The following is an 18,078-nucleotide window of genomic DNA, read 5'->3' as shown; positions in this document are numbered from 1 at the left end:
AAAACCGAACCAATCAGAGCTGACCTGGCCCAGAAACAGGACCATGAGAGGCCCTGAGAGGGACCTCGCCATGCAAAGCCAGTCCTTCTGACCCTTTGCACGTCTCGAGGGAGAGCGCGATAATAACTAGTAATGGCAGCGACCTGGCCCGAAAGCCAAGATCCAACTACGAAGGGAGAGAAGCATGAATAAGCTTCAGGAGCGCATTGAGGCTGTACGCAATGACCGCGAACATGGCTCACGTTGGCTGGTGGGCGAGACAATTGCCATCCTGGAAGAGCTGGCACGCGCTCCTCATGGCTCGTCAGAAGAAGAGAGACTGGCCCAGATCCGTGCCGCGGGTGAGGAGCTGAGGCAGGCCCGCCCGGCGATGGCCGCTATCGCCGGCGCGGTCCGGCGTATCCTCCAGGCCCCGGGGGGACTGGCTGGCATGGCTCAGGAGGCAGCGCGTTTGCGCGAAGAGTATGAGCGCGCGCCGCAAGCGATCATCGCTCATGCTCGCCCGCTGCTGGCCGGCACCTTGATGACGCATAGCCTCTCGGGGACTGTCCTGGAGGCCCTGCACGCCTGTGCTTCCCAGATTAAACGGGTTATCGTCCTGGAGGGTCGCCCCCGCTATGAAGGTCGAGAGGTGGCTCGCCGCCTGCAGAATCTGAACCTCGCCGTCACGCTCATTACTGACGCCGAGGCCGCCATCTTTCTTCCAGACTGCACCGCCGTAGTGGTCGGCGCCGACAGCGTCCTCGCCAACGGCGATGTCATCAATAAAGCCGGTACCGCACTCCTGGCCTGGGCCAGCCGTGGCTACGGCATCCCTTTCTACGTCCTATGCGAATCGCTGAAAATCTCCTCCCAGCCCTGGACCGGTGACCTCTCCCTACTGGAAGAGAAAGAGCCTGAAGAGGTGCTGGAAGAGCCAATCCCCGGCATCGAGGTGCGCAACTTCTATTTCGATCGCACCCCCGGCGAGCTGGTCACCGCTATTGTGACCGAGCGCGGCTTTTTCAATAAGGAGCCGCTCAGTGACTCTCACTAGCCACAGGTCCTGCAGACTTGGCGAAAGCGATTCAAATGTGTATCCTATCAATTGCAGTAGTGAAACCACCTCTTACAGCATCTCCGCATTATGCTCGCTTGCTTTGGGTAGAGCGCGTAGAGCCAGGCAGAGGGAGGCCAGGGCAGGGGCGCCACGGGGTGCATAGCATCACAGCGCAGAGTCGGGACTACCGGCCAGGGGAGGAGAAGACTGGGGCACCTCCGTCCGGCTCCCGGCCTCGTCTGCAGAGGGGACTGATGGCCTGGCAGGTAACGACGGGCAACGGCAGCGCAGGCCAGAGCAGAGCGGAGCAGCGGAGTGTAAGCAGGGAGGGAACGGCCAGCGGAGCGGGGCAGGCGTGGGACGGGACAATCTTGCGATCCGCCAGGCTGGCCGGGCACGGGCTGATGTGGAAATGAGGGTCGACGCCAGGTCATGACCAGGCATGATACGGAACGGCGCGGCGCACTGCCGCAGTCAGGGGCGATGGCAAGGTCTGGGGCGGGGGAGAAGGGTCAGGCACCGCGCCTGGAGTTGGAAGGGGGAAGTGATATGCACGGTGATGCTGAGCAGCCAGTTCAGGGAGAGCGGCAGGAGAGTCAGTCAGGCGAGGCACAGCCAGCACGCGAACACGAGAGGGAGCGCGAGGCTCCGATCGAGAGAGAGCGAAGGGAGAGAAGAGAGATGCGTGAGGGGCGTGAGGGACGCGAGGGACGTGGAGAGAAGCGCCGACGAGGCGACGACTTTGTGGCGCCAGGCGTGCCCATTGTGCGCAGCAGTACGCCACGCCCGCCTTCGCTGGCGCTGGGCGAGACGGGGAGCGTCTTTGGCCCCCGTCTGACGGATGGAGGTGCGCCGTTCCCCGAGGAGGCCCCGGCTGCGCCTCCTGTCCCCGAAGAATACAGTTCACTGGAAGAGACGCCACTTCCTGTTGCCAGCCAGGTAGCGGAGAAGGAGGAGGTGGTCGCCTCAACGCAGCTGGGACAGGAGCGCAATGAATTCCTCTGGCTGTTTGAGTACGGCCCAGAGATGGATACAGTGGTACTGAACAGTCCGCAATTGCTGGACGGGCTGGCCCTGCCTTACGGGCCGGGCATGCTCAAAGGCTATGAGCTAGGTTTCGGCACGGTGCGCACGGCTACGGGCGACGTTGTCGCCTCGATCTTGCCGAGTAGCGACCCGGCTGCCGCGGTCTGGGGCATGCTCTATCGCGTGCCACGCCGGTTGGCCTTGCCAGCCGAGGACGGCGTGGTTCCCCTCGATAAGGTCCATGATGCGGTCCCTCCAATCGGCCTCTTCGAGCCACTGACGGTGGTAGTCCATGAGCCTTTACGCCAGCGCGAGATTACCTGCACAACCTACATCGCTTCGGCAACGGTCCGCAAGTATTTCCACCTACGCCTACCCGAGCGCTACGCAGGTGATCCCTATGTGCGGCACCTGCTGGAAAGCGCCCGCCGCCAGAAGCTACCGGAGAGCTATCTGCTGGACCTGGAAGGCCGGGCCAGCACGTCCGCCGAGTCATCAGGGGAAAGGGCCAGGCAAGGTTCCGCCAGCGGGCCTGGAGGACTGGCAGGCTCGCACTCTCCAGCGGAGAGCGATGAGCTGGATACAGAGCCGATTGTGGCAGTCTCAGGCAAAGATGAACGGGAGCGCGCCAGTCCAGCTTCTCTCAGCCAGGCGCCGGTCGCCGCAACCTCACCCGAGCCAGTAGCGTCATCTCCTGCGCCATCGCCAGGCGCGCCAGAGCCATCTTCCACCCCTACTGCCATCCGTCCTGCTCCACAGGGCTGGCTATTGGCATTGGCCGTCTACCATGCCCTCCTCCTCCTGGCCGTGCTGGCCCTGGCCATTGGCGAGGGACTGGGCTTCGGGCAGGAGGTCTTTACACCAGATTTCGCCCCGTTCGGTGTGCCCTGGCTGGTCCTGGCCTACGGCCTGCTCGGGGGTTGCGTGAGTTGCCTGGTCTCTCTGCGCCAGTCCACCTCACGAGGCCAACCCCTCTTCTTGCTGATCACCTGGTTCGTGCGCCCCTATCTTGGGATGGTGTTGGCCATGCTGGCCTACCTCTTGCTCGATAGTGGCCTGGTTGTCCTTGGCTCGCTGCCTGGACACACCAATGCCCTCTTCTCGCTAGTGGGCATGCTGGCCGGCTACTGCGAACATCGCTTCTTCTTCCAGCGTCCCTCAGCCTGAAAGAGAGACAGCTGGAGAATTACTGGTTAAGAAAGGATTGACAGGCTGGCAGTAGAGCTTGTGAAAGTGCAACTGGGAATGTACAATTGCAACAGAAGGCTGACCCCGTAGCGCTCTATCTTGAGTTGAAGACCTGTCAAGGGCGAGGAGGTCCTTCAATGCCAACCTACATCAGTCTGGTCAATCTAACCGAGCAAGGGATCAGGGAAGCCAAGAATGCCCCCGAACGTCTTCAGATGTTCGAGAAGGCGCTCCAGGAAGCAGGAGGCAGGCTTATCGGCTTCTATCTTGTCATGGGCCAGTACGACTATGTCATCATTACCGAGGCTCCTGACGATCAGACTGCCGCGCGCTTGATTCTTGGCATCATCGCTCAAGGCAGCCTACGAAGCCAGACCATGCGAGCGTTCCCACGTGAGGAGTTCGAGCAGATCGCCCGCACCTTACCGTAGCAGGAAGAAGGCGCCAGCACGCGCTCAGCCGGCTGGTGAAGGATGGGAGACACGAGGAATCGAGCAGCAAGCCAGACCCCAGTAGTCGCAGCTCCTCGTTTTCTTCCTTCCCCAGTTGAGGGCGCAGGCGAGAGCGCTGGCCACCAGACGAGGCGAGGCCGCTCATCCGCTTGCAGCTGCCTGCAGCGCTGGCCTCGCTTCGCGTCTAAGGTAGGCTCCTCTGCTGGTGTTCTGGCGGGCGATCAGCTGATCTTACGGCAGACCGCTACACTACCGGCCCGCGCCTGACCGGCCCGGCCTTCAAAACGCGGCCCCAGCCCCAGCGGTGACCGACAGCCGCCGCTCGGCCCGAAGACAGAGAGAGGCCAACTGCAAGCAAAAGCGGCAAGGCCGGAAGAGAGAGCAAGGCAGGCTGGAGCTAGAAGGGATCAGATGGGAAAATAGCCCTCACCAGACGCTCGGGATCATGGCGAGCCAACATGTCATCTTCGAGATTGAAATGACCGATGACGACGTTTGGCACGAGCTTCGCTAAACGGGCGCGGTCGACGGCCACCGGCTCGCTCTTCTCCTCGGCATAGGTGCGGAGCACTTCGGGAGGGAATGGGCCATCATTGACGATCACCCGGTCGACACGGCCTCCCAGGTAGCGATGGATCTCGCTGACAAAATCGGAGGCTTTGTAGCCGTCAGTCTCTCCGTGCTTGGTCATGAGATTGCAGACATAGACCTTCTCAGCCTCGGACTCACGCACGGCGCGCGCAATGTCCTTGACGAGGAGATTAGGAATGAGACTCGTGTAGAGATCGCCCGGGCCAATGATGATGACATCAGCCCGGCGGATGGCGCGAATGGCCTGGGGACAGGCCGGAGCATCCTCGGGCACCATACGCAGGCGGACAATGGGCGATAGTGGCCCCAGGTTCTTTTTGCCACGCGTGTCAATCTCGGTTTCGCCACAAATAGTGGTGCCATCCTCCAGGTCGGCGCAGATGGTCGTCTGCGTCAGGGTGACTGGCAGCACCCGCCCGGCAGTATTGAGCAGCTCTTGCGCATCCTCAATGGCCAGCATGAGGTCGCCATTGTTGATATCCTGGAGACCCTTGAGAATGAGATTCCCCAGACTGTGGCCACCAACTCCTCCTTTCCCCTCTCCCTGTTCATCTGTGCTCTCAAAGCGGTGCATAAAGACCTCACGCCACAGCGCGCCATTGCGCGCCAGGGCCACAAGCGACATCCGCAGGTCCCCCAGCGGTAATTGACGCCGAAATTCATCCATGAGGCGACGCGAACTCCCTCCGCTGTCCGACATGGTGACGATGGCACTGATGTTATACGGGTACTTTTTGAGATGCGAAAGGAGGGCGAAGGTTCCAGAGCCTCCGCCAATGGTGACGACTCGCTTTCCGACGTGCCGCTCTCCTGGGCGATAATACTGTTCTGGCACCTCACATCTCCTGTGGCTGATTCCAGTCTTAACTGACAAACGACGTCTACCTCTCTTCAGATTTCCCTAACCTAAGAGAAACTATACACGGTCGGTGAATGCTGTCGACAAGTCTCTCGGCTCTCTACCGTCGCGGGGTATGTTTGGCTGCTGTCTACGCTGCACTGGCTGGTGAGCTGGCTCTCCCTCTGCTCCCTTTTCGTCAATTTATCCTATCACGCCTCCCTCCCTTCTGCAAGCAGGCAGCTTCGGGCCCTTGACATGGATACGATATATCGTTATACTGAGCACAGTGGTTTTCGATATATCGTTATCTCGGGCGCCGTAGTCAGCCCTGCGAGCGTAGAGATCCCTCGCAAAGGCCCAGCGCTGGAGATCGCGAAGAGAAAGGAGTACAGTTTCATGTTTGGCCGACGCTTTGCCTGGCAGTACTACGGCTGGGATGAAGGTGGCCCCTTCCCCTGGCAGCGCCCTCCTACCCCACCTTTTCCTCCTTTTTGGCAGGCGCGCCGCGGGCGGCCCCCATTCGGCCCCCATGGCCCCGGCCCACATGGCCGGGGCCCTCACGGCCCCGCTGCTTTCTTTGAGCGGCTGCGGGTCTTCGGACGCGGCGATCTGAAATATGTCTTGCTGGAGCTGCTCCAAGAGCGCCCCATGCACGGCTACGAGATGATGAAGGTGCTGGAAGAACGGGCCGGCGGCTTTTATACACCTAGTCCTGGCTCGATCTATCCAACTCTACAAATGCTGGAGGATCGCGGCTTCATTACCTCTAGCGAGGTCGAGGGGCGCAAGGTCTATACGATCACCGAAGCTGGACGCGCTTTTCTGGCCGAGCATCAGCGCGAGGCGGAACGTCCTGATCCAGGCTGGCCACTGCGTGCCCTGGGCCGCTCCTGGTCGCCGGAGCTGCAGGCACTGCGCCAGGAGGCCGGCGAGGTGGCCCGCCTCTTCATGATCGCCGGACGCTCCTCCGTAGGTGACCCTAACCGACTGGCGCGCCTGCGTAGCATCCTTGAGCGCACGCATAAGGATCTGACCGACCTGATCTACGGCGCCTCTTCGTCGACAGCCAGCAGTAGCCCCGCCAGTCCTTCCGGCGAGAGCAGCCACGAGGAGAAAGGCCCGTCTTCCTCGACAGGCGCCAGCGACGAGCCGCCCGCTTAAGCTTAGGTCCACGATCCGAGGCCGGCCCGCTGGGAGGCGACGCGAGAGACGCAGCAAACTGGCGGGTCGGTCCCACTTCGCTCCCTCCCCAGGAAACGCGAGACGGGAATGGGCGACAATTGCTCCTCAGCGAACCGGGACAGATCCCTGAGACCGCTGGACACTTTTGTGCAGTTACGCTCAAAAGCTCTGCCTTATTCACTCAGGCTCCCAAGGCTCTCGTGCCGAGTGTTGTGAGTGCAGCTCTTCCTTGCAACACGAGGGGCAGAGAACCAGGGGTACCTTATATCCAATCTCTCCTATATATCTTGTGTTACAAGAGGCATTTAGGTTATACTGTAGGGGACGGGAGTCGCTCTACCACTCTGTGGGCGCGGTGGTGGGGATTCAGATATCCCGTTTCTTTCTTTTTTTGGGGAGAGGCAGGGAGGAGAGCAGGAGAGCGAGAGGACTGCGTTAGCCTGAGCGGCGACCCGCCCTCCAGCGTCAGGAGGCAGGCGCGGGTCGCAGCCGTACCAGGATGAGGCCCAGCCATAAAGTCCAGAGAGCGAAGAGCAGGAAAGCCGGTGTCGTCAAAAACGCCTGACCGCTGGACGGTGCCAGAGCCACCTGCACGGCACTACCAATCAGGAAGAGCGCCAGCAGAATCGCCACATAGCCCAAGGCCACCCAGAGCGGCGGCCAGAGCTGCAGGCCACTACGCACAATAACGAACCCGAACAGCAGCGTTGCCAGCGCCAGGAGCAGCCCGCCAGCCGTATTGCTTACGAGCGTGCATATCTCCACCACCAGCGCAAAACTCGGAGTCAGTGCTGCCTCAGCCGTGAAAGTGCGCGCCACTCCTATCTGGTAGACCGTACTGGCCAGATTACCTAAGACCAGCAAGAGAATACCCAACATGCCGCTCCAGGCCGCGATGACCGCGAAGCCTTTCCCGCGCCAAGGCACGGCCAGCAGTTCCTCGGCTGTCTGCGGCAACGGCTTCTCGCCGGCAGCAACATCAGTCTGTGGGCCATCAGCGATCTCCATCTCTGCGGCAGGGAGGGCTTCCTCTTCCTCGCCTGTTGCCACACCGGCCCCCTCCTCGTCGCGTCCCAAGACCTCCTGGGCAACAATGATGCGAAAGAGCGTGAAAGGCAGGCTGAGAGTGAGAGCAAAGGCCACCATCTGGAGCAGGCGATAGAAAGCGAAAGACCACACATGGAGATGAAGCCAGAGGACATAGACCGCCAACTGACCACGGTTGGCGGCAGCCAGGGCCTCCCCATAGCCGTGCGGCAGCAGCCAGAGCCACTGATAGAGCGGTGCGCCGAGCAGCAACAGGAGTCCCCCAAGCACATAATAGGAGCCATTGATCCGCAGGCGTGTCAGAAACGTACGTCTCATCCGGGACCTCATTCGCCTAAAAACAAGCTGTCGTCTATATCATAGCAAGAGAAGCCGAGTCCCGGCACGGCCTGGGCCATCTGGCCTGCAGTTCAGCCTCCCGAGGTCAGTCCAAAGAGAGCGAGGCCGGTTGGAGGAGTCATCGGGAGGGACCGGCCTCGCCCACTGCCAACTCAATGCAGGAGAAAAGCTGGCAGGCCCTGCTCATGGAGGATGTGCAGCGGACCACTGGTATAGAAGTTGCCCAGAATGTTCAGCACCGTCACCAGCAGAAAGACGGTCATGGCCAGGGCCATCAGCAGGCGATCAACTGGGCGGGTCTGCAGCTCTGTCAGCCAGGTGCGTCTCCCCACGCCAAAGCAACGCAGCTCCATAGCATTAACAATATCTTCCGCCCCCACCACCGAGCCGATCACAATAGGCACTACCAGGGGGGCCAGGCGGGCAATCCTCCCAAAGATGCCGCCGCGCAGCTTATCCAGCTCGAAGCCCCGCGCGCGCTGAGCATCCAGCGTCACGCTGAAATCGCGCGCCAGCGTTGGCAGAAAGCGGAACGAAAGATCGATCGCGTAGGCGAACTGGTCCGGCAGGCCCAGCTGCTTGAAAGCCACCCCAATGTGGCCAGGATTAGTGGTATAGGGGATCGCCACCGCCAGGAAGGCAATGCTGAAGTTGCGCAGGCCCATCGTCAGCATGTAGGTTATGCTCTCCACGCTGAAGACCAGTGGCTTCGGGCCAATGTAGGGAGGATGGTTCAGAAAGCCGAGAAACGGCAGCGAGAACAACTGATGCTGATGGCTCAGGTCGATGCCCTGCACAATGGCCCCGCCGGAGAGAAAGTAGTTGCCAAAGACAAGGATCACATTGAGGAAAATAATGAAAAGCCAGGCTCGTCTTGTCTCTGACCACTTAAGACGCGCCAGTCCATAGTAGCAGGCAGCCCCCACAAAGCCGGCCAGAATCAGCCAGACATTCGACGTCTGAGCCGCCGCCAGGCCATAGGCCAGCAGCAAGAGCAGCTTGGCCCGAGGGTCAAGGCGGTGAATAGGCGTATCACGCTTGACATAAGGGAGTGTTATCAACATAGCACGTCCTTCCTTCTACCACACCTCAATCAGAGAGAACCAAGGAGAGGAGAGAGGCAGCGACAGGAGGCGAACCGAGGCGCATGGCCATCATCTCTGTCGCTGCTCCCTCCCTTGCCTCCTAGAACAGGACCCAACTGATCAGACCTCTGCCGAAAGCCAGGGTCTTCAGCTCTCCTCTCCTGACGATTACGGGAGTCTCTAAGCTGAGGCCGCCAGGTGGCAGACCACTAGCGCCCGAAGCGGGCCACCGCCGCCCGGTAGGCCAGCAGTAAAATAGGCAGGAGGATCAGGCCATTGATCAGGTCGGAAAGGCCCGCTGGCAGAAAATAGCCAGTCGTAGCGGTCACGAAAGTCAGCTTTGAGAGCCAGATCTCCGTATAGGAGGCGAAGCCAATCCCGATGATCACGCCCAGGGCGGCGAAGACCTCCGCCAGCACAATAGAGCGCGAATGGCGGTAGATGCCCCAGGTCAAGTAGACCACCAGGCCAGCGATGAAGCCGATCAGAGCATTGCCCACATCCCAGTTCCAGTAGACCCCATAGCCCGAGATGTAGTCGCCCAAGAGATTGCCCACCCCACCGGAGAAGAGGCCCACCCAGGGACCAAAGACGGCCCCGAAAAAGAGGGGGATGACGATGGCCGGGCGGAACGAGACATTGCCCGCGCTGGGCAGCTGGAGAATATTGGTGAAGTAGCTGAAAATGCCATAGAGCGCCGCCCCGAGCGCCATGTAGACAATGTGCCGGACTCCAATACCCCAGACCCGGCTTGTGACCTCGCGCTCACGCAGGTTCTCTTTCTCGGTCGTAGCCATAAAAACAATGAACTCCTTTCTGAATGATCGCGATGATCGCAGATCCTTGGGATCACACAGACATCACACAGACCAGGGACGACAGTCACAGGAAGAATCAAATCAGTGGAGAAGAGCGGACAGCTCTACTCACCTTCGCCCCTCACGCCAGGCTGCGGCTACCTTCCGTCAGCAGGTAGCGCAAGAGCGAAGTAGGGCGCAAGTTACAGCTTTCCAGCAGGGTCTGATCGGCCAGCACCTCTAGCGGTGCTCCATCAGCCACCAGATGGCCATCCTTGAGGAGAAGAACGCGCTGAGTATAACGCAGCGCCAGATCGAGATCATGCGTAATGAAGAGGAGAGCATCCAGCTCAGGAAGCTCCCGCAGATGCTCCATAAAGGAGATATAAGAACGATAATCCTGGCCCGCCGTCGGCTCGTCCAGCAACAGGATACGGCTCTCCATCGCCAGCACTGAAGCGATGCTGACCCGTTTCTGCTGTCCGAAGCTGAGCGAAAGAGGCGAGCGCTCAGCAAAACGGGCTACATCCAGGGCCTCGGCTGCCCGCTGAACAGCGCGTTGGAGCCGCTCAGGAGGGAAGCGTAGATTCTCGGGGCCGAAGCTCAGCTCCTTCTGAACTGTAGGGGCGAAGAGCATGGCGCTTGGACTTTGGAAGACGTAGCCGATACGCGCCGCCAGCTGCGCCACGCTGAGTTTGCGCGTATCCTCTCCATAGAGAAAGACCGCGCCTGCCGTCGGACGCAGCAATCCCAGTGCCTGCTTCACCAGGGTGGTCTTACCGGCCCCATTCGGCCCAAGCAGGGCAATCGTCTCGCCGCGGCGCACCTCAAACGAGATACCGTGCAGGATCTCCTCGCCGTCGGCCTCATAGCGATAGTGGACATCCTGGAAGACCAGCACCGGCCCGTCCGTACCAGCCTCCGTCGTCGCCGCGCGCCTGGTAACAATCGGGCGCACAAGCTGCTCTACCACCTGACGCGGCTCGGCGGCTCGGCGTAGCGTTGCCTCGATCGGCAGCTTCACCTGCTCCGGATCAGCCACTTCCAGGAAAGACTGCCCATCGCCCAGGAAGACCTGTCGCCCGTCCCGCATTAAGAGCACCTTATCGGGGCGCAGCTTGAGGGTCTCCTCCACGCGATGTTCCACAATAATGACGGCCCGCCCCTCGGCACGCAGTCCATTGATCAGCTCTTCCAGCTCATCGATAGCACGCGCATCCAGATTAGCAAACGGCTCATCAAAGAGAAAGATCGAAGGCTGCATCACCAGGACCCCAGCCGCTGCTACCTGTTGGCGCTGCCCGCCTGAGAGGGCAAAGGTCGCCTCTTGACGGTAGGCCTCCAGATGGAGACGCTGCAGGACAGCCTCGATTCGCCGACGAATCTCAGCGCGTGGCACATTCAGGTTTTCCAGGCCGAAAGCGACCTCCTGCTCAACCGTGCTGCCGACAATCTGCTTCTCAGGGTCCTGCAACATCGTGCCGATGTAACGCGCCCGCTCACGCAGGCTCATGCTCGCGGCAGAACGCCCTTCGATCAAAATCTCCCCACTCAGCTCACCACGGAAAGTATGGGGGATGAGACCATTGAGGCACTTGAGCAGCGTACTCTTGCCACAGCCACTCGGCCCGGCAATGAGCAAAAGCTCCCCATGCGCGAGCGAGAAGGAAATATCCCGAATGGCATACTGCGGCTCCACCTCCGCCCCGGCAGCAGAGGAGTCAGGGACAGCTCTTCTGGTCTTCTTCGCAGGGGGCGACTCTTCATCGAGGGCGCGATAACGAAAGCTCAATCCCTTGACAGCAACAGCCGGAGGTGCGTCCTGCGATGCATCTCTCGTGTTGTCGGGATGAGTAACCATCTATACCTGTTACCTGCTGCTTCCAGTGAACGCAGACGACTTCACGAACAGTGGAAGCCCTCTAATCAGATAGGATTGACTCTCTTCTAATTGTACCGAGCGACAGGAGAAGCTGTCAATCTTGTCGAGTCTTGCTGGAACAGCTACTACAGAGATACCGCAATTGCTGTAATCTCATCAATACCAAGGAAGGTACGCAAGCCGGGGTGAAGCTAGCTGTCATCTCACTGACTGGCATCTGCTTTCTATCTGCTCTGGCCATTGCCGCGACGTCTGCCTATACTGCTCTCAGGCAGACAGTGCAGAGCACCAGCCTTCCCCGGCAGAGGAAAGTGGAAGGAGCCAGATAAGGAGCGCAGGCCGGGCCTCGTTTACTCAGTACGGCGCGCTCGCCTCCAGGTGGTTGGTTACGCGCTGGCGATCTGCGCGCGTTGTGGTGATCGGCCTGTCTGTCTTCACCGTGAGCTGGCCAGCGACCAGCTAGCAAGCGGGCGGAAGGCAGCGCGCTGACTATACAGGACGAGACACGAGTGAGCGAGTCAAGGATGATACCCAGGAGAGTCTTGAAAGGAGTCAGACCGTGTCTACCCGCATCTCGCGGCGCGAACTGCTGCAGCAATCGCGCAATTTGCTGGTAGCGCTGCCGCTAGGTTCTCTGGGAGCAGCACTTGCGGGCGTTGACAGCAGCCTGAGAGCCAGCGCTGCTCCCACTCCCCAGTACAACCTGGCAGCAGCCTTGCAGATGTCGATCTACTTTTATGACGCCCAGAAATCCGGGCCAGGCGTTACTGGTGGTCTCCTACCCTGGCGTGGTGACTGTGATCTCTCCGACACCGCTGTCCCCCTGCAGCCCAAAAACAGCAACAACGTCGGGACCAACATGTCAGCCTCCTTTATCGCAGCCCATCAGCAAGTGCTTGATCCGGCAGGCAAAGGCACCGTCGATGTCAGCGGCGGCTTCCACGACGCTGGCGATCATGTCAAATTCGGCCTTCCCCAGGGCTATGCCATCTCGACGCTGGGCTGGGGCTTCTACGAATTCCGCCAGGCCTTCGTCTCCACCGGGCAGGACGCCCACATGATGGCCATCCTGCGCTGGGGCTGCGACTACCTGATGCGCTGCACCTTCCGTGACAGCAGCGGCAATGTGGTAGCATTCTGTTACCAGGTTGGTGAAGGCTCCATCGATCATACAGTCTGGGCGCCGCCCGAAGTCGAGAATCTGGCCCGTCCGGCCTACTTCGCCACCTCCGAGACACCTGCCAGCGACATGTGCGCGGAGGCCGCCGCCGCCTTGGCCATCATGTACCTCAACAGCCAGAGCAGCGACGCCACCTACGCCGCCAAGTGCTTGGACTACGCCCAGGCCCTCTACCGCTTTGCCGTTGCCAACCGCGGACTCGGCTACTCCGGCGGCTTCTACAATTCCAGCGGCGACAGCGACGACCTGGCCTGGGCCGCTATCTGGCTCTACATTGCTACCGGCCAGCAGTCCTATCTGAACGACATTATCGCCACCGACTCCAGCGGCCACTATACTGGCTACCTCAAGGCCATCATGAACAGCACCCAGGATAACTGGCAGAATACCTGGGTACACTGCTGGGATGCTGTCTGGGGGGGCATGTTCCTCAAGCTTGCGCCCATTACCAACGATCCCAAGCACTGGTACATCGCCCGTTGGAACCTCGAATACTGGTCCAACGTGCCGCATCAGGACCCCAACGATCAGAATTTCTTGAAGCCCACGCCCGGCGGCTTTATGGTCATCAATACCTGGGGGTCCTGCCGCTACAACGCCGCCGCCCAGCTCTGCGCTCTGGTCTATCGCAAATACACCGGTGACTCACGCTTCTCGGATTGGGCTTTGGGGCAGATGAACTATATCTTGGGCAGCAATCCCATGAACCGCTGCTACATGGTGGGCTTTGCCTCCAATTCGGCCAAACATCCCCACCATCGCGCGGCCCACGGCTCCTTCACTAACAGCATGTCTGATCCCCCCAACCACCGCCACACGCTGTGGGGCGGCCTGGTCGGCGGTCCAGACACCAGCGACTACCACGACGATGCCACCAACGACTTCGTCTACAACGAGGTGGCGGTCGATTACAGCGCGGCCTTCGTTGGGGCGCTGGCGGGCCACTACTACTACTATGGTTCCGGTCAACAACCCAATCCCAATTTCTCGACCGCAGAAACACCGGTCAATCCTTTCTTCGTCGAAGCGCTGGTCAATCAGGACAGCAACCAGAGCACGCAGATCACCCTGACGCTCCACAGCGACACCACCCAGCCGCCGCAGTTCGTCACCGGCCTCAAGGTGCGCTACTTCTTCAATATCAGCGAGTTGCTAGCCATCGGTCAGTCGATCAACTCGGTCTCAGTGGCCATCTACTACGACCAGAACCAGTACCTGCCCAATGGAGGCCCGGTCGCTGTACACGGCCCCTACGCCTGGGGGAACTCCACCACGGTCTACTACTACGAATTCGACTGGTCAGCTTACCCGCTCTGGTATACGCGCGATCTCGAATTCGCGCTGATCGTGGCCATCGGCAGTGACTACAAGTACCATTGGGACTCATCGAACGACTGGAGCCGCCAGGGTCTGACTTCGACCAAGGCCGTCACCCAGTACATACCCGTCTACCGCAACGGCACGCTGGTCTTTGGGCAGGAGCCGCCAAAGTCATAACTTCCGCGGCGGCCTCCTGCCCAATGGGGAGGCAAGACGGGCAGTCAGTCAAGTCATCAAGCAGACAAAGGCAGCAGGAACTGATGGGCCTGCTCTCAGGGATGAGATAGCCGCAACATATGAGGAGGGAACGCTCGTGAAGAAAGCCCTGTCCTGCGGTCTGCCAGCGCTCTTCGCCCTACTGGCACTAGCACTGGCAGGTCTGATCTGGTACGCGCCTCAGCATGCGCAACGTGCCCAGGCCGCCGTCTCCTACAGCGGCCTGCACGTTTCGGGCAACCAGCTCCTCAACGGCGCCGGCCAGCCGGTTCGCCCGCTGGGAGTGGATCGCTCTGGCACCGAGTATATGTGCGACGCCTCCGGCGATACCACCGTCTTCGACGGACCGAGCGACGCCGCTTCGGTGGCCGCCATGATGAGCTGGCACATTAACGCCGTGCGCCTCCCACTCAACGAGGATTGCTGGCTCGGGATCAATGGCTACCCCGCCGCCCAGTATACCGCGGCCCAGTACCGGCAGGCCATCATCGATTACGTCAATCTGCTGACCGCGAATAACCTGATCACGATTCTGGACCTGCACTGGAGCGCCCCCGGCACCCAGCAAGCTAACAAACAGCTTGCCATGCCCGACCTGGACCACGCTCCAGCCTTCTGGACCTCGGTGGCCAATACCTTCAAGAGCAATTCATCGGTGATCTTCGATCTATATAACGAGCCTTTCACCACGAGTTGGGATTGCTGGCTCAACGGCAGCACGGCAGCTAACGCCAGCCCCTGCACGGACGTGCCTTTTGCCGTGGCAGGCATGCAGACGCTGGTCAACACAGTGCGCGCCACCGGGGCCACCAATGTGATCATGCTCGGCGGCCTGGCCTATGCCAACGACCTGTCAGGCTGGCTCTCCCATAAGCCAAACGATCCGTTGAATAACCTGGCCGCCTCTTTCCACCTCTACAATTTCAATACATGTAACTACGTCAATTGCTGGGTTCTGACGGTAGCACCGGTTGCCGCCCAGGTGCCGGTGATTGCTGGCGAGATCGGCGAGAACGACTGTGCCCACGGCTTCATCGATATGGCGATGGCCTGGCTGGATCAGAACAACATCGGCTATCTGGCCTGGGCCTGGGACACCTACAACTGCTGGAGCTTCCCGTCGCTCATCAGCGACTACAACGGCACTCCCACGCCCTATGGGCAAGGACTCTTGAACCATCTGACGGACCTTGCTAATGGCGTCACGCCCACGCCGACGCCCACACCCGTGCCTGGCCACTATTGCGCGGTCCACTACAGCGCCAGCTACTGGACCGGTGGCATGACGGCCAATATTACGATCAGCAACATCAGCAACGCCTCCATTGTTGGCTGGACCCTGGTCTTTACCTTCCCTGGCGACCAGCAGATCACGGCAGGCTGGAGCGCCACCTGGAGTCAGCAGGGTCAGCAAGTCACGGCTCGCGATATCGGCTACAACGATGTCATTGCCGCCGGTAGCTCGGTCTCCATCGGTTTCAATGGCACCTGGACAAGCAACCACACTGATCCAACGGTCTTCACCCTCAACGGCGTAACCTGCAACACGGTCTAGCCGCGGGTTGGCCCACTGTGGAACTGTGCTGCGGACGGTGGTGACAAGCCATGACTTGCACTTCTTAACTTGCAGGTGACGAGCGCTGAGCTGGGACCAGGTCTGGTCTTCAACGCGCCAGCAGTGATGAAGGCCAGGTAGCCTGGCTCAGCCTGGCGCCCGTTCACATAAATCTCTTCACTCACACCAACTTACCTAAACAACTGACCAAACAACAAGGAGAGTCCTCAGGAGAAAGGAAGACAGGCTATGCTCAGGAAACAGCTCAAAACCCTGTGCGCTGGCCTGGCGCTTATGGCGCTGATCTGCGCCCTGACACTCAGCATTGCTGTCCAAGGGCGCCCGGCCTACGCAGCCTCAAGCGTCACCATTGACGGCGCCACGACCTATCAGACGATCGACGGCTTTGGCGCATCCGAAGCCTTCGGGCAGGCCGATGCCATTATCAACGCTGGTCCCACGCTGGAGAAGCAGATGCTGGACCTGCTCTTCAGCCCGACGACGGGAGCCGGGTTGACCATTCTGCGCAACCTGATCCCCTCCGACAGCAACCATACGATTGAGCCGAACAGCCCGGGCAGCCCGACGGCCACGCCTCAGTATGTGCCCATCGGGACCGACTGGGGCCAGTTGCCTCTGACCCAGCAAGTGGTTCAGAACTATGGCGTGACGCGCATCTATGCCGACGCCTGGAGCGCCCCGGGTTTCATGAAGACCAACGGCTCCGAGAGCAACGGTGGCACGCTGTGCGGTGCACCTGGTGCTGCTACTTGCAGCACGGGTGACTGGCGTCAGGCTTACGCCAATTACCTCGTGCAGTATATTAAGGATTATCAGGCGGCAGGCGTGACCATCACCAACATCGGCTTCGTCAACGAGCCGAATCTGTCCACCTCCTACTCCAGCATGGTGATGAACCCGACACAAACCGCCGACTTCGCCAAGGTCCTGGGGCCGACCCTGGCGAATGCTGGCCTGTCAACGCAGATTGTCTGCTGCGATGCCGAGGGCTGGGACCTGGCTCCGAGCTACACCAGCGCCATCGTCAACGATGCAACGGCCAATTCCTACGTCAAGGTCATCTCCAGCCACGGCTATACCGCCGCTCCGACTTCGCCGCTCAGCTCCAACGGCAAGCCGGTGTGGGAGACTGAGTGGTCGACCTTCGATAGCTTTGATGCTGCCTGGGATGATGGCAGCGATGCCTCCGGCCTGACCTGGGCTCAGCATATCCATGTCGGGTTGACTTCGGCCAACCTGAGCGCCTTCCTCTACTGGTGGGGCGTGGACAGCACCTCTGTCTCGACCGATAACCAGGGCCTGATCCAGCTTAATGGCTCGACTATCACGCCGTCGAAGCGCCTGTGGGCCTTCGCCAACTACAGCCGCTTCATCCGGCCCGGCGCGGTGCGCATTGGCGCCAGTAGCTCGGATAGCAACCTGCTGGTTTCGGCCTATCGCAACACCAACGGCACGCTGGCCATCGTGGTCATCAATCTGGCAACCAGCGATACAGCGACGACCTTCTCGCTGCAGAACACCAATGTGGCTAATGGGGCTACGGTGACCCCCTATCTGACCAACAATAACAACAACACAGCGGCTCAGGCGACGCTGTCGGTGAGCAACGGCTCCTTCAGTGCGACCGTGCCGGCGCGCTCGCTGGTGACCTACGTCATCCCGGCTGGCACCGGAGGCGGTACACCGACCCCCACACCAGCACCGACCAGCACACCGACACCGGCACCGTCTCCCAGCCCCAGCCCGACGGCGACCCCCTCACCAACACCGGCACCGACCAGCACGCCAACTCCGGGCGCTTCCTGTCAGGTGCACTATAGCGTTGTCAGCCAGTGGCCGGGTGGCTTCCAGGGGAGCATCACTATTACGAACACAGGCAGCAGCCCCATCAATGGCTGGACCTTGAGCTTCAGTTTCACGGCTGGTCAGCAGATCACCCAGCTCTGGAACGGAAGCTATACGCAGCAAGGGGCCCAGGTGACGATCACCAACGCCTCCTACAACGCCCAGATCCCGGCAGGCGCCACTCTGGGTGCATCACCAGGCTTCCTGGCTAGCTGGAACGGGAGCAATCCCGCGCCAACTTCGTTCACGCTCAATGGAGCGACCTGTAGCGTCGTCTAGACTGGGATGATCTGAGGGAGATCGGAGGAGCAGGGATCTTTCCCCTCCGATCTCCCTCAGCGACACCAGGCATTTCCCTTAAGGAAAGGAGGCAAGAACCGCCCACCGAGCTGAAGCTAGAGCAGCAGTGCTCGTCGGAGCTAGCGCCCTGTCCAATGCACGTGAGAGCGGCACGGCGAGAGGGTCGACGCTC

Annotated in this window: 12 protein-coding genes; 7 read left to right on the top strand and 5 right to left on the bottom strand. The window is 60.5% G+C overall.

Features of this window, described 5'->3' with window-relative positions; translation table 11 throughout:
* Positions 1-184 precede the first annotated feature (184 nt).
* The 3 genes from KTAU_RS16270 to KTAU_RS16260 all read left to right on the top strand — a co-directional run bounded on the left by KTAU_RS16270 (position 185) and on the right by KTAU_RS16260 (position 3,684).
* The gene (locus tag KTAU_RS16270; protein ID WP_151729360.1) at positions 185-1,036 is read left to right on the top strand and encodes an eIF2B alpha/beta/delta subunit family protein; all 852 of its coding nucleotides are present in this window, start codon (positions 185-187) and stop codon (positions 1,034-1,036) included.
* A 435-nt stretch (positions 1,037-1,471) separates the two neighbouring features.
* The gene (locus KTAU_RS16265) at positions 1,472-3,232 is read left to right on the top strand and encodes a gamma-glutamylcyclotransferase family protein (protein ID WP_151729359.1); all 1,761 of its coding nucleotides are present in this window, start codon (positions 1,472-1,474) and stop codon (positions 3,230-3,232) included.
* A gap of 158 nt (positions 3,233-3,390) precedes the next feature.
* On the top strand, positions 3,391-3,684 hold the full coding sequence (locus tag KTAU_RS16260; RefSeq protein ID WP_112430752.1) for a GYD domain-containing protein: 294 nt from the start codon (positions 3,391-3,393) through the stop codon (positions 3,682-3,684).
* Between the two features lie 418 nt (positions 3,685-4,102).
* Here KTAU_RS16260 and KTAU_RS16255 read toward each other — a convergent pair whose 3' ends face one another.
* Positions 4,103-5,131: a gluconeogenesis factor YvcK family protein gene (locus KTAU_RS16255; protein ID WP_112430750.1), complete on the bottom strand. Its 1,029-nt coding sequence runs from the start codon at positions 5,129-5,131 to the stop codon at positions 4,103-4,105.
* Between the two features lie 402 nt (positions 5,132-5,533).
* Here KTAU_RS16255 and KTAU_RS16250 point away from each other — a divergent pair, with 402 nt between their 5' ends.
* On the top strand, positions 5,534-6,298 hold the full coding sequence (locus KTAU_RS16250) for a PadR family transcriptional regulator (RefSeq protein WP_151729358.1): 765 nt from the start codon (positions 5,534-5,536) through the stop codon (positions 6,296-6,298).
* Positions 6,299-6,784: 486 nt separating this feature from the next.
* Here the strand turns inward: KTAU_RS16250 and KTAU_RS16245 are convergent, their stop codons facing one another.
* The 4 genes from KTAU_RS16245 to KTAU_RS16230 form a co-directional block, all read right to left on the bottom strand.
* On the bottom strand, positions 6,785-7,684 hold the full coding sequence (locus KTAU_RS16245; protein ID WP_151729357.1) for a hypothetical protein: 900 nt from the start codon (positions 7,682-7,684) through the stop codon (positions 6,785-6,787).
* A gap of 173 nt (positions 7,685-7,857) precedes the next feature.
* On the bottom strand, positions 7,858-8,769 hold the full coding sequence (locus tag KTAU_RS16240; RefSeq protein WP_151729356.1) for an energy-coupling factor transporter transmembrane component T family protein: 912 nt from the start codon (positions 8,767-8,769) through the stop codon (positions 7,858-7,860).
* Positions 8,770-8,999: 230 nt separating this feature from the next.
* Entirely contained in the window at positions 9,000-9,587 is a 588-nt protein-coding gene (locus tag KTAU_RS16235; RefSeq protein ID WP_151729355.1) for an ECF transporter S component, read from the bottom strand.
* A 142-nt stretch (positions 9,588-9,729) separates the two neighbouring features.
* A complete protein-coding gene (locus tag KTAU_RS16230; RefSeq protein WP_151729354.1) occupies positions 9,730-11,448 on the bottom strand; it encodes an ABC transporter ATP-binding protein in 1,719 nt (572 codons plus the stop codon).
* A 580-nt stretch (positions 11,449-12,028) separates the two neighbouring features.
* Between KTAU_RS16230 and KTAU_RS16225 the strand changes: the two genes are divergently transcribed.
* The 3 genes from KTAU_RS16225 (at position 12,029) to KTAU_RS16215 (ending at position 17,885) form a co-directional block, all read left to right on the top strand.
* The gene (locus KTAU_RS16225; protein ID WP_228026497.1) at positions 12,029-14,146 is read left to right on the top strand and encodes a glycoside hydrolase family 9 protein; all 2,118 of its coding nucleotides are present in this window, start codon (positions 12,029-12,031) and stop codon (positions 14,144-14,146) included.
* Between the two features lie 136 nt (positions 14,147-14,282).
* Positions 14,283-15,740, top strand: coding sequence for a cellulase family glycosylhydrolase (locus KTAU_RS16220; RefSeq protein ID WP_151729353.1), 1,458 nt, complete (start codon positions 14,283-14,285; stop codon positions 15,738-15,740).
* 249 nt (positions 15,741-15,989) lie between these two features.
* On the top strand, positions 15,990-17,885 hold the full coding sequence (locus tag KTAU_RS16215) for a cellulose binding domain-containing protein (RefSeq protein ID WP_151729352.1): 1,896 nt from the start codon (positions 15,990-15,992) through the stop codon (positions 17,883-17,885).
* Positions 17,886-18,078: the final 193 nt, after the last annotated feature.

Source organism: Thermogemmatispora aurantia, assembly GCF_008974285.1.
GTDB lineage: Bacteria > Chloroflexota > Ktedonobacteria > Ktedonobacterales > Ktedonobacteraceae > Thermogemmatispora > Thermogemmatispora aurantia.
This window is presented reverse-complemented; position numbering and strand designations above follow the sequence as displayed.

Excerpts from the sequence above, each read along its gene's own strand:
- KTAU_RS16270 (WP_151729360.1), top strand. The coding sequence starts at position 185 with ATGAATAAGCTTCAGGAGCGCATTGAGGCTGTACGCAATGACCGCGAA.
- KTAU_RS16265 (WP_151729359.1), top strand. The coding sequence starts at position 1,472 with ATGACCAGGCATGATACGGAACGGCGCGGCGCACTGCCGCAGTCAGGG.
- KTAU_RS16260 (WP_112430752.1), top strand. The coding sequence starts at position 3,391 with ATGCCAACCTACATCAGTCTGGTCAATCTAACCGAGCAAGGGATCAGG.
- KTAU_RS16250 (WP_151729358.1), top strand. The coding sequence starts at position 5,534 with ATGTTTGGCCGACGCTTTGCCTGGCAGTACTACGGCTGGGATGAAGGT.
- KTAU_RS16245 (WP_151729357.1), bottom strand. The coding sequence starts at position 7,684 with ATGAGACGTACGTTTCTGACACGCCTGCGGATCAATGGCTCCTATTAT.
- KTAU_RS16240 (WP_151729356.1), bottom strand. The coding sequence starts at position 8,769 with ATGTTGATAACACTCCCTTATGTCAAGCGTGATACGCCTATTCACCGC.
- KTAU_RS16235 (WP_151729355.1), bottom strand. The coding sequence starts at position 9,587 with ATGGCTACGACCGAGAAAGAGAACCTGCGTGAGCGCGAGGTCACAAGC.
- KTAU_RS16230 (WP_151729354.1), bottom strand. The coding sequence starts at position 11,448 with ATGGTTACTCATCCCGACAACACGAGAGATGCATCGCAGGACGCACCT.
- KTAU_RS16215 (WP_151729352.1), top strand. The coding sequence starts at position 15,990 with ATGCTCAGGAAACAGCTCAAAACCCTGTGCGCTGGCCTGGCGCTTATG.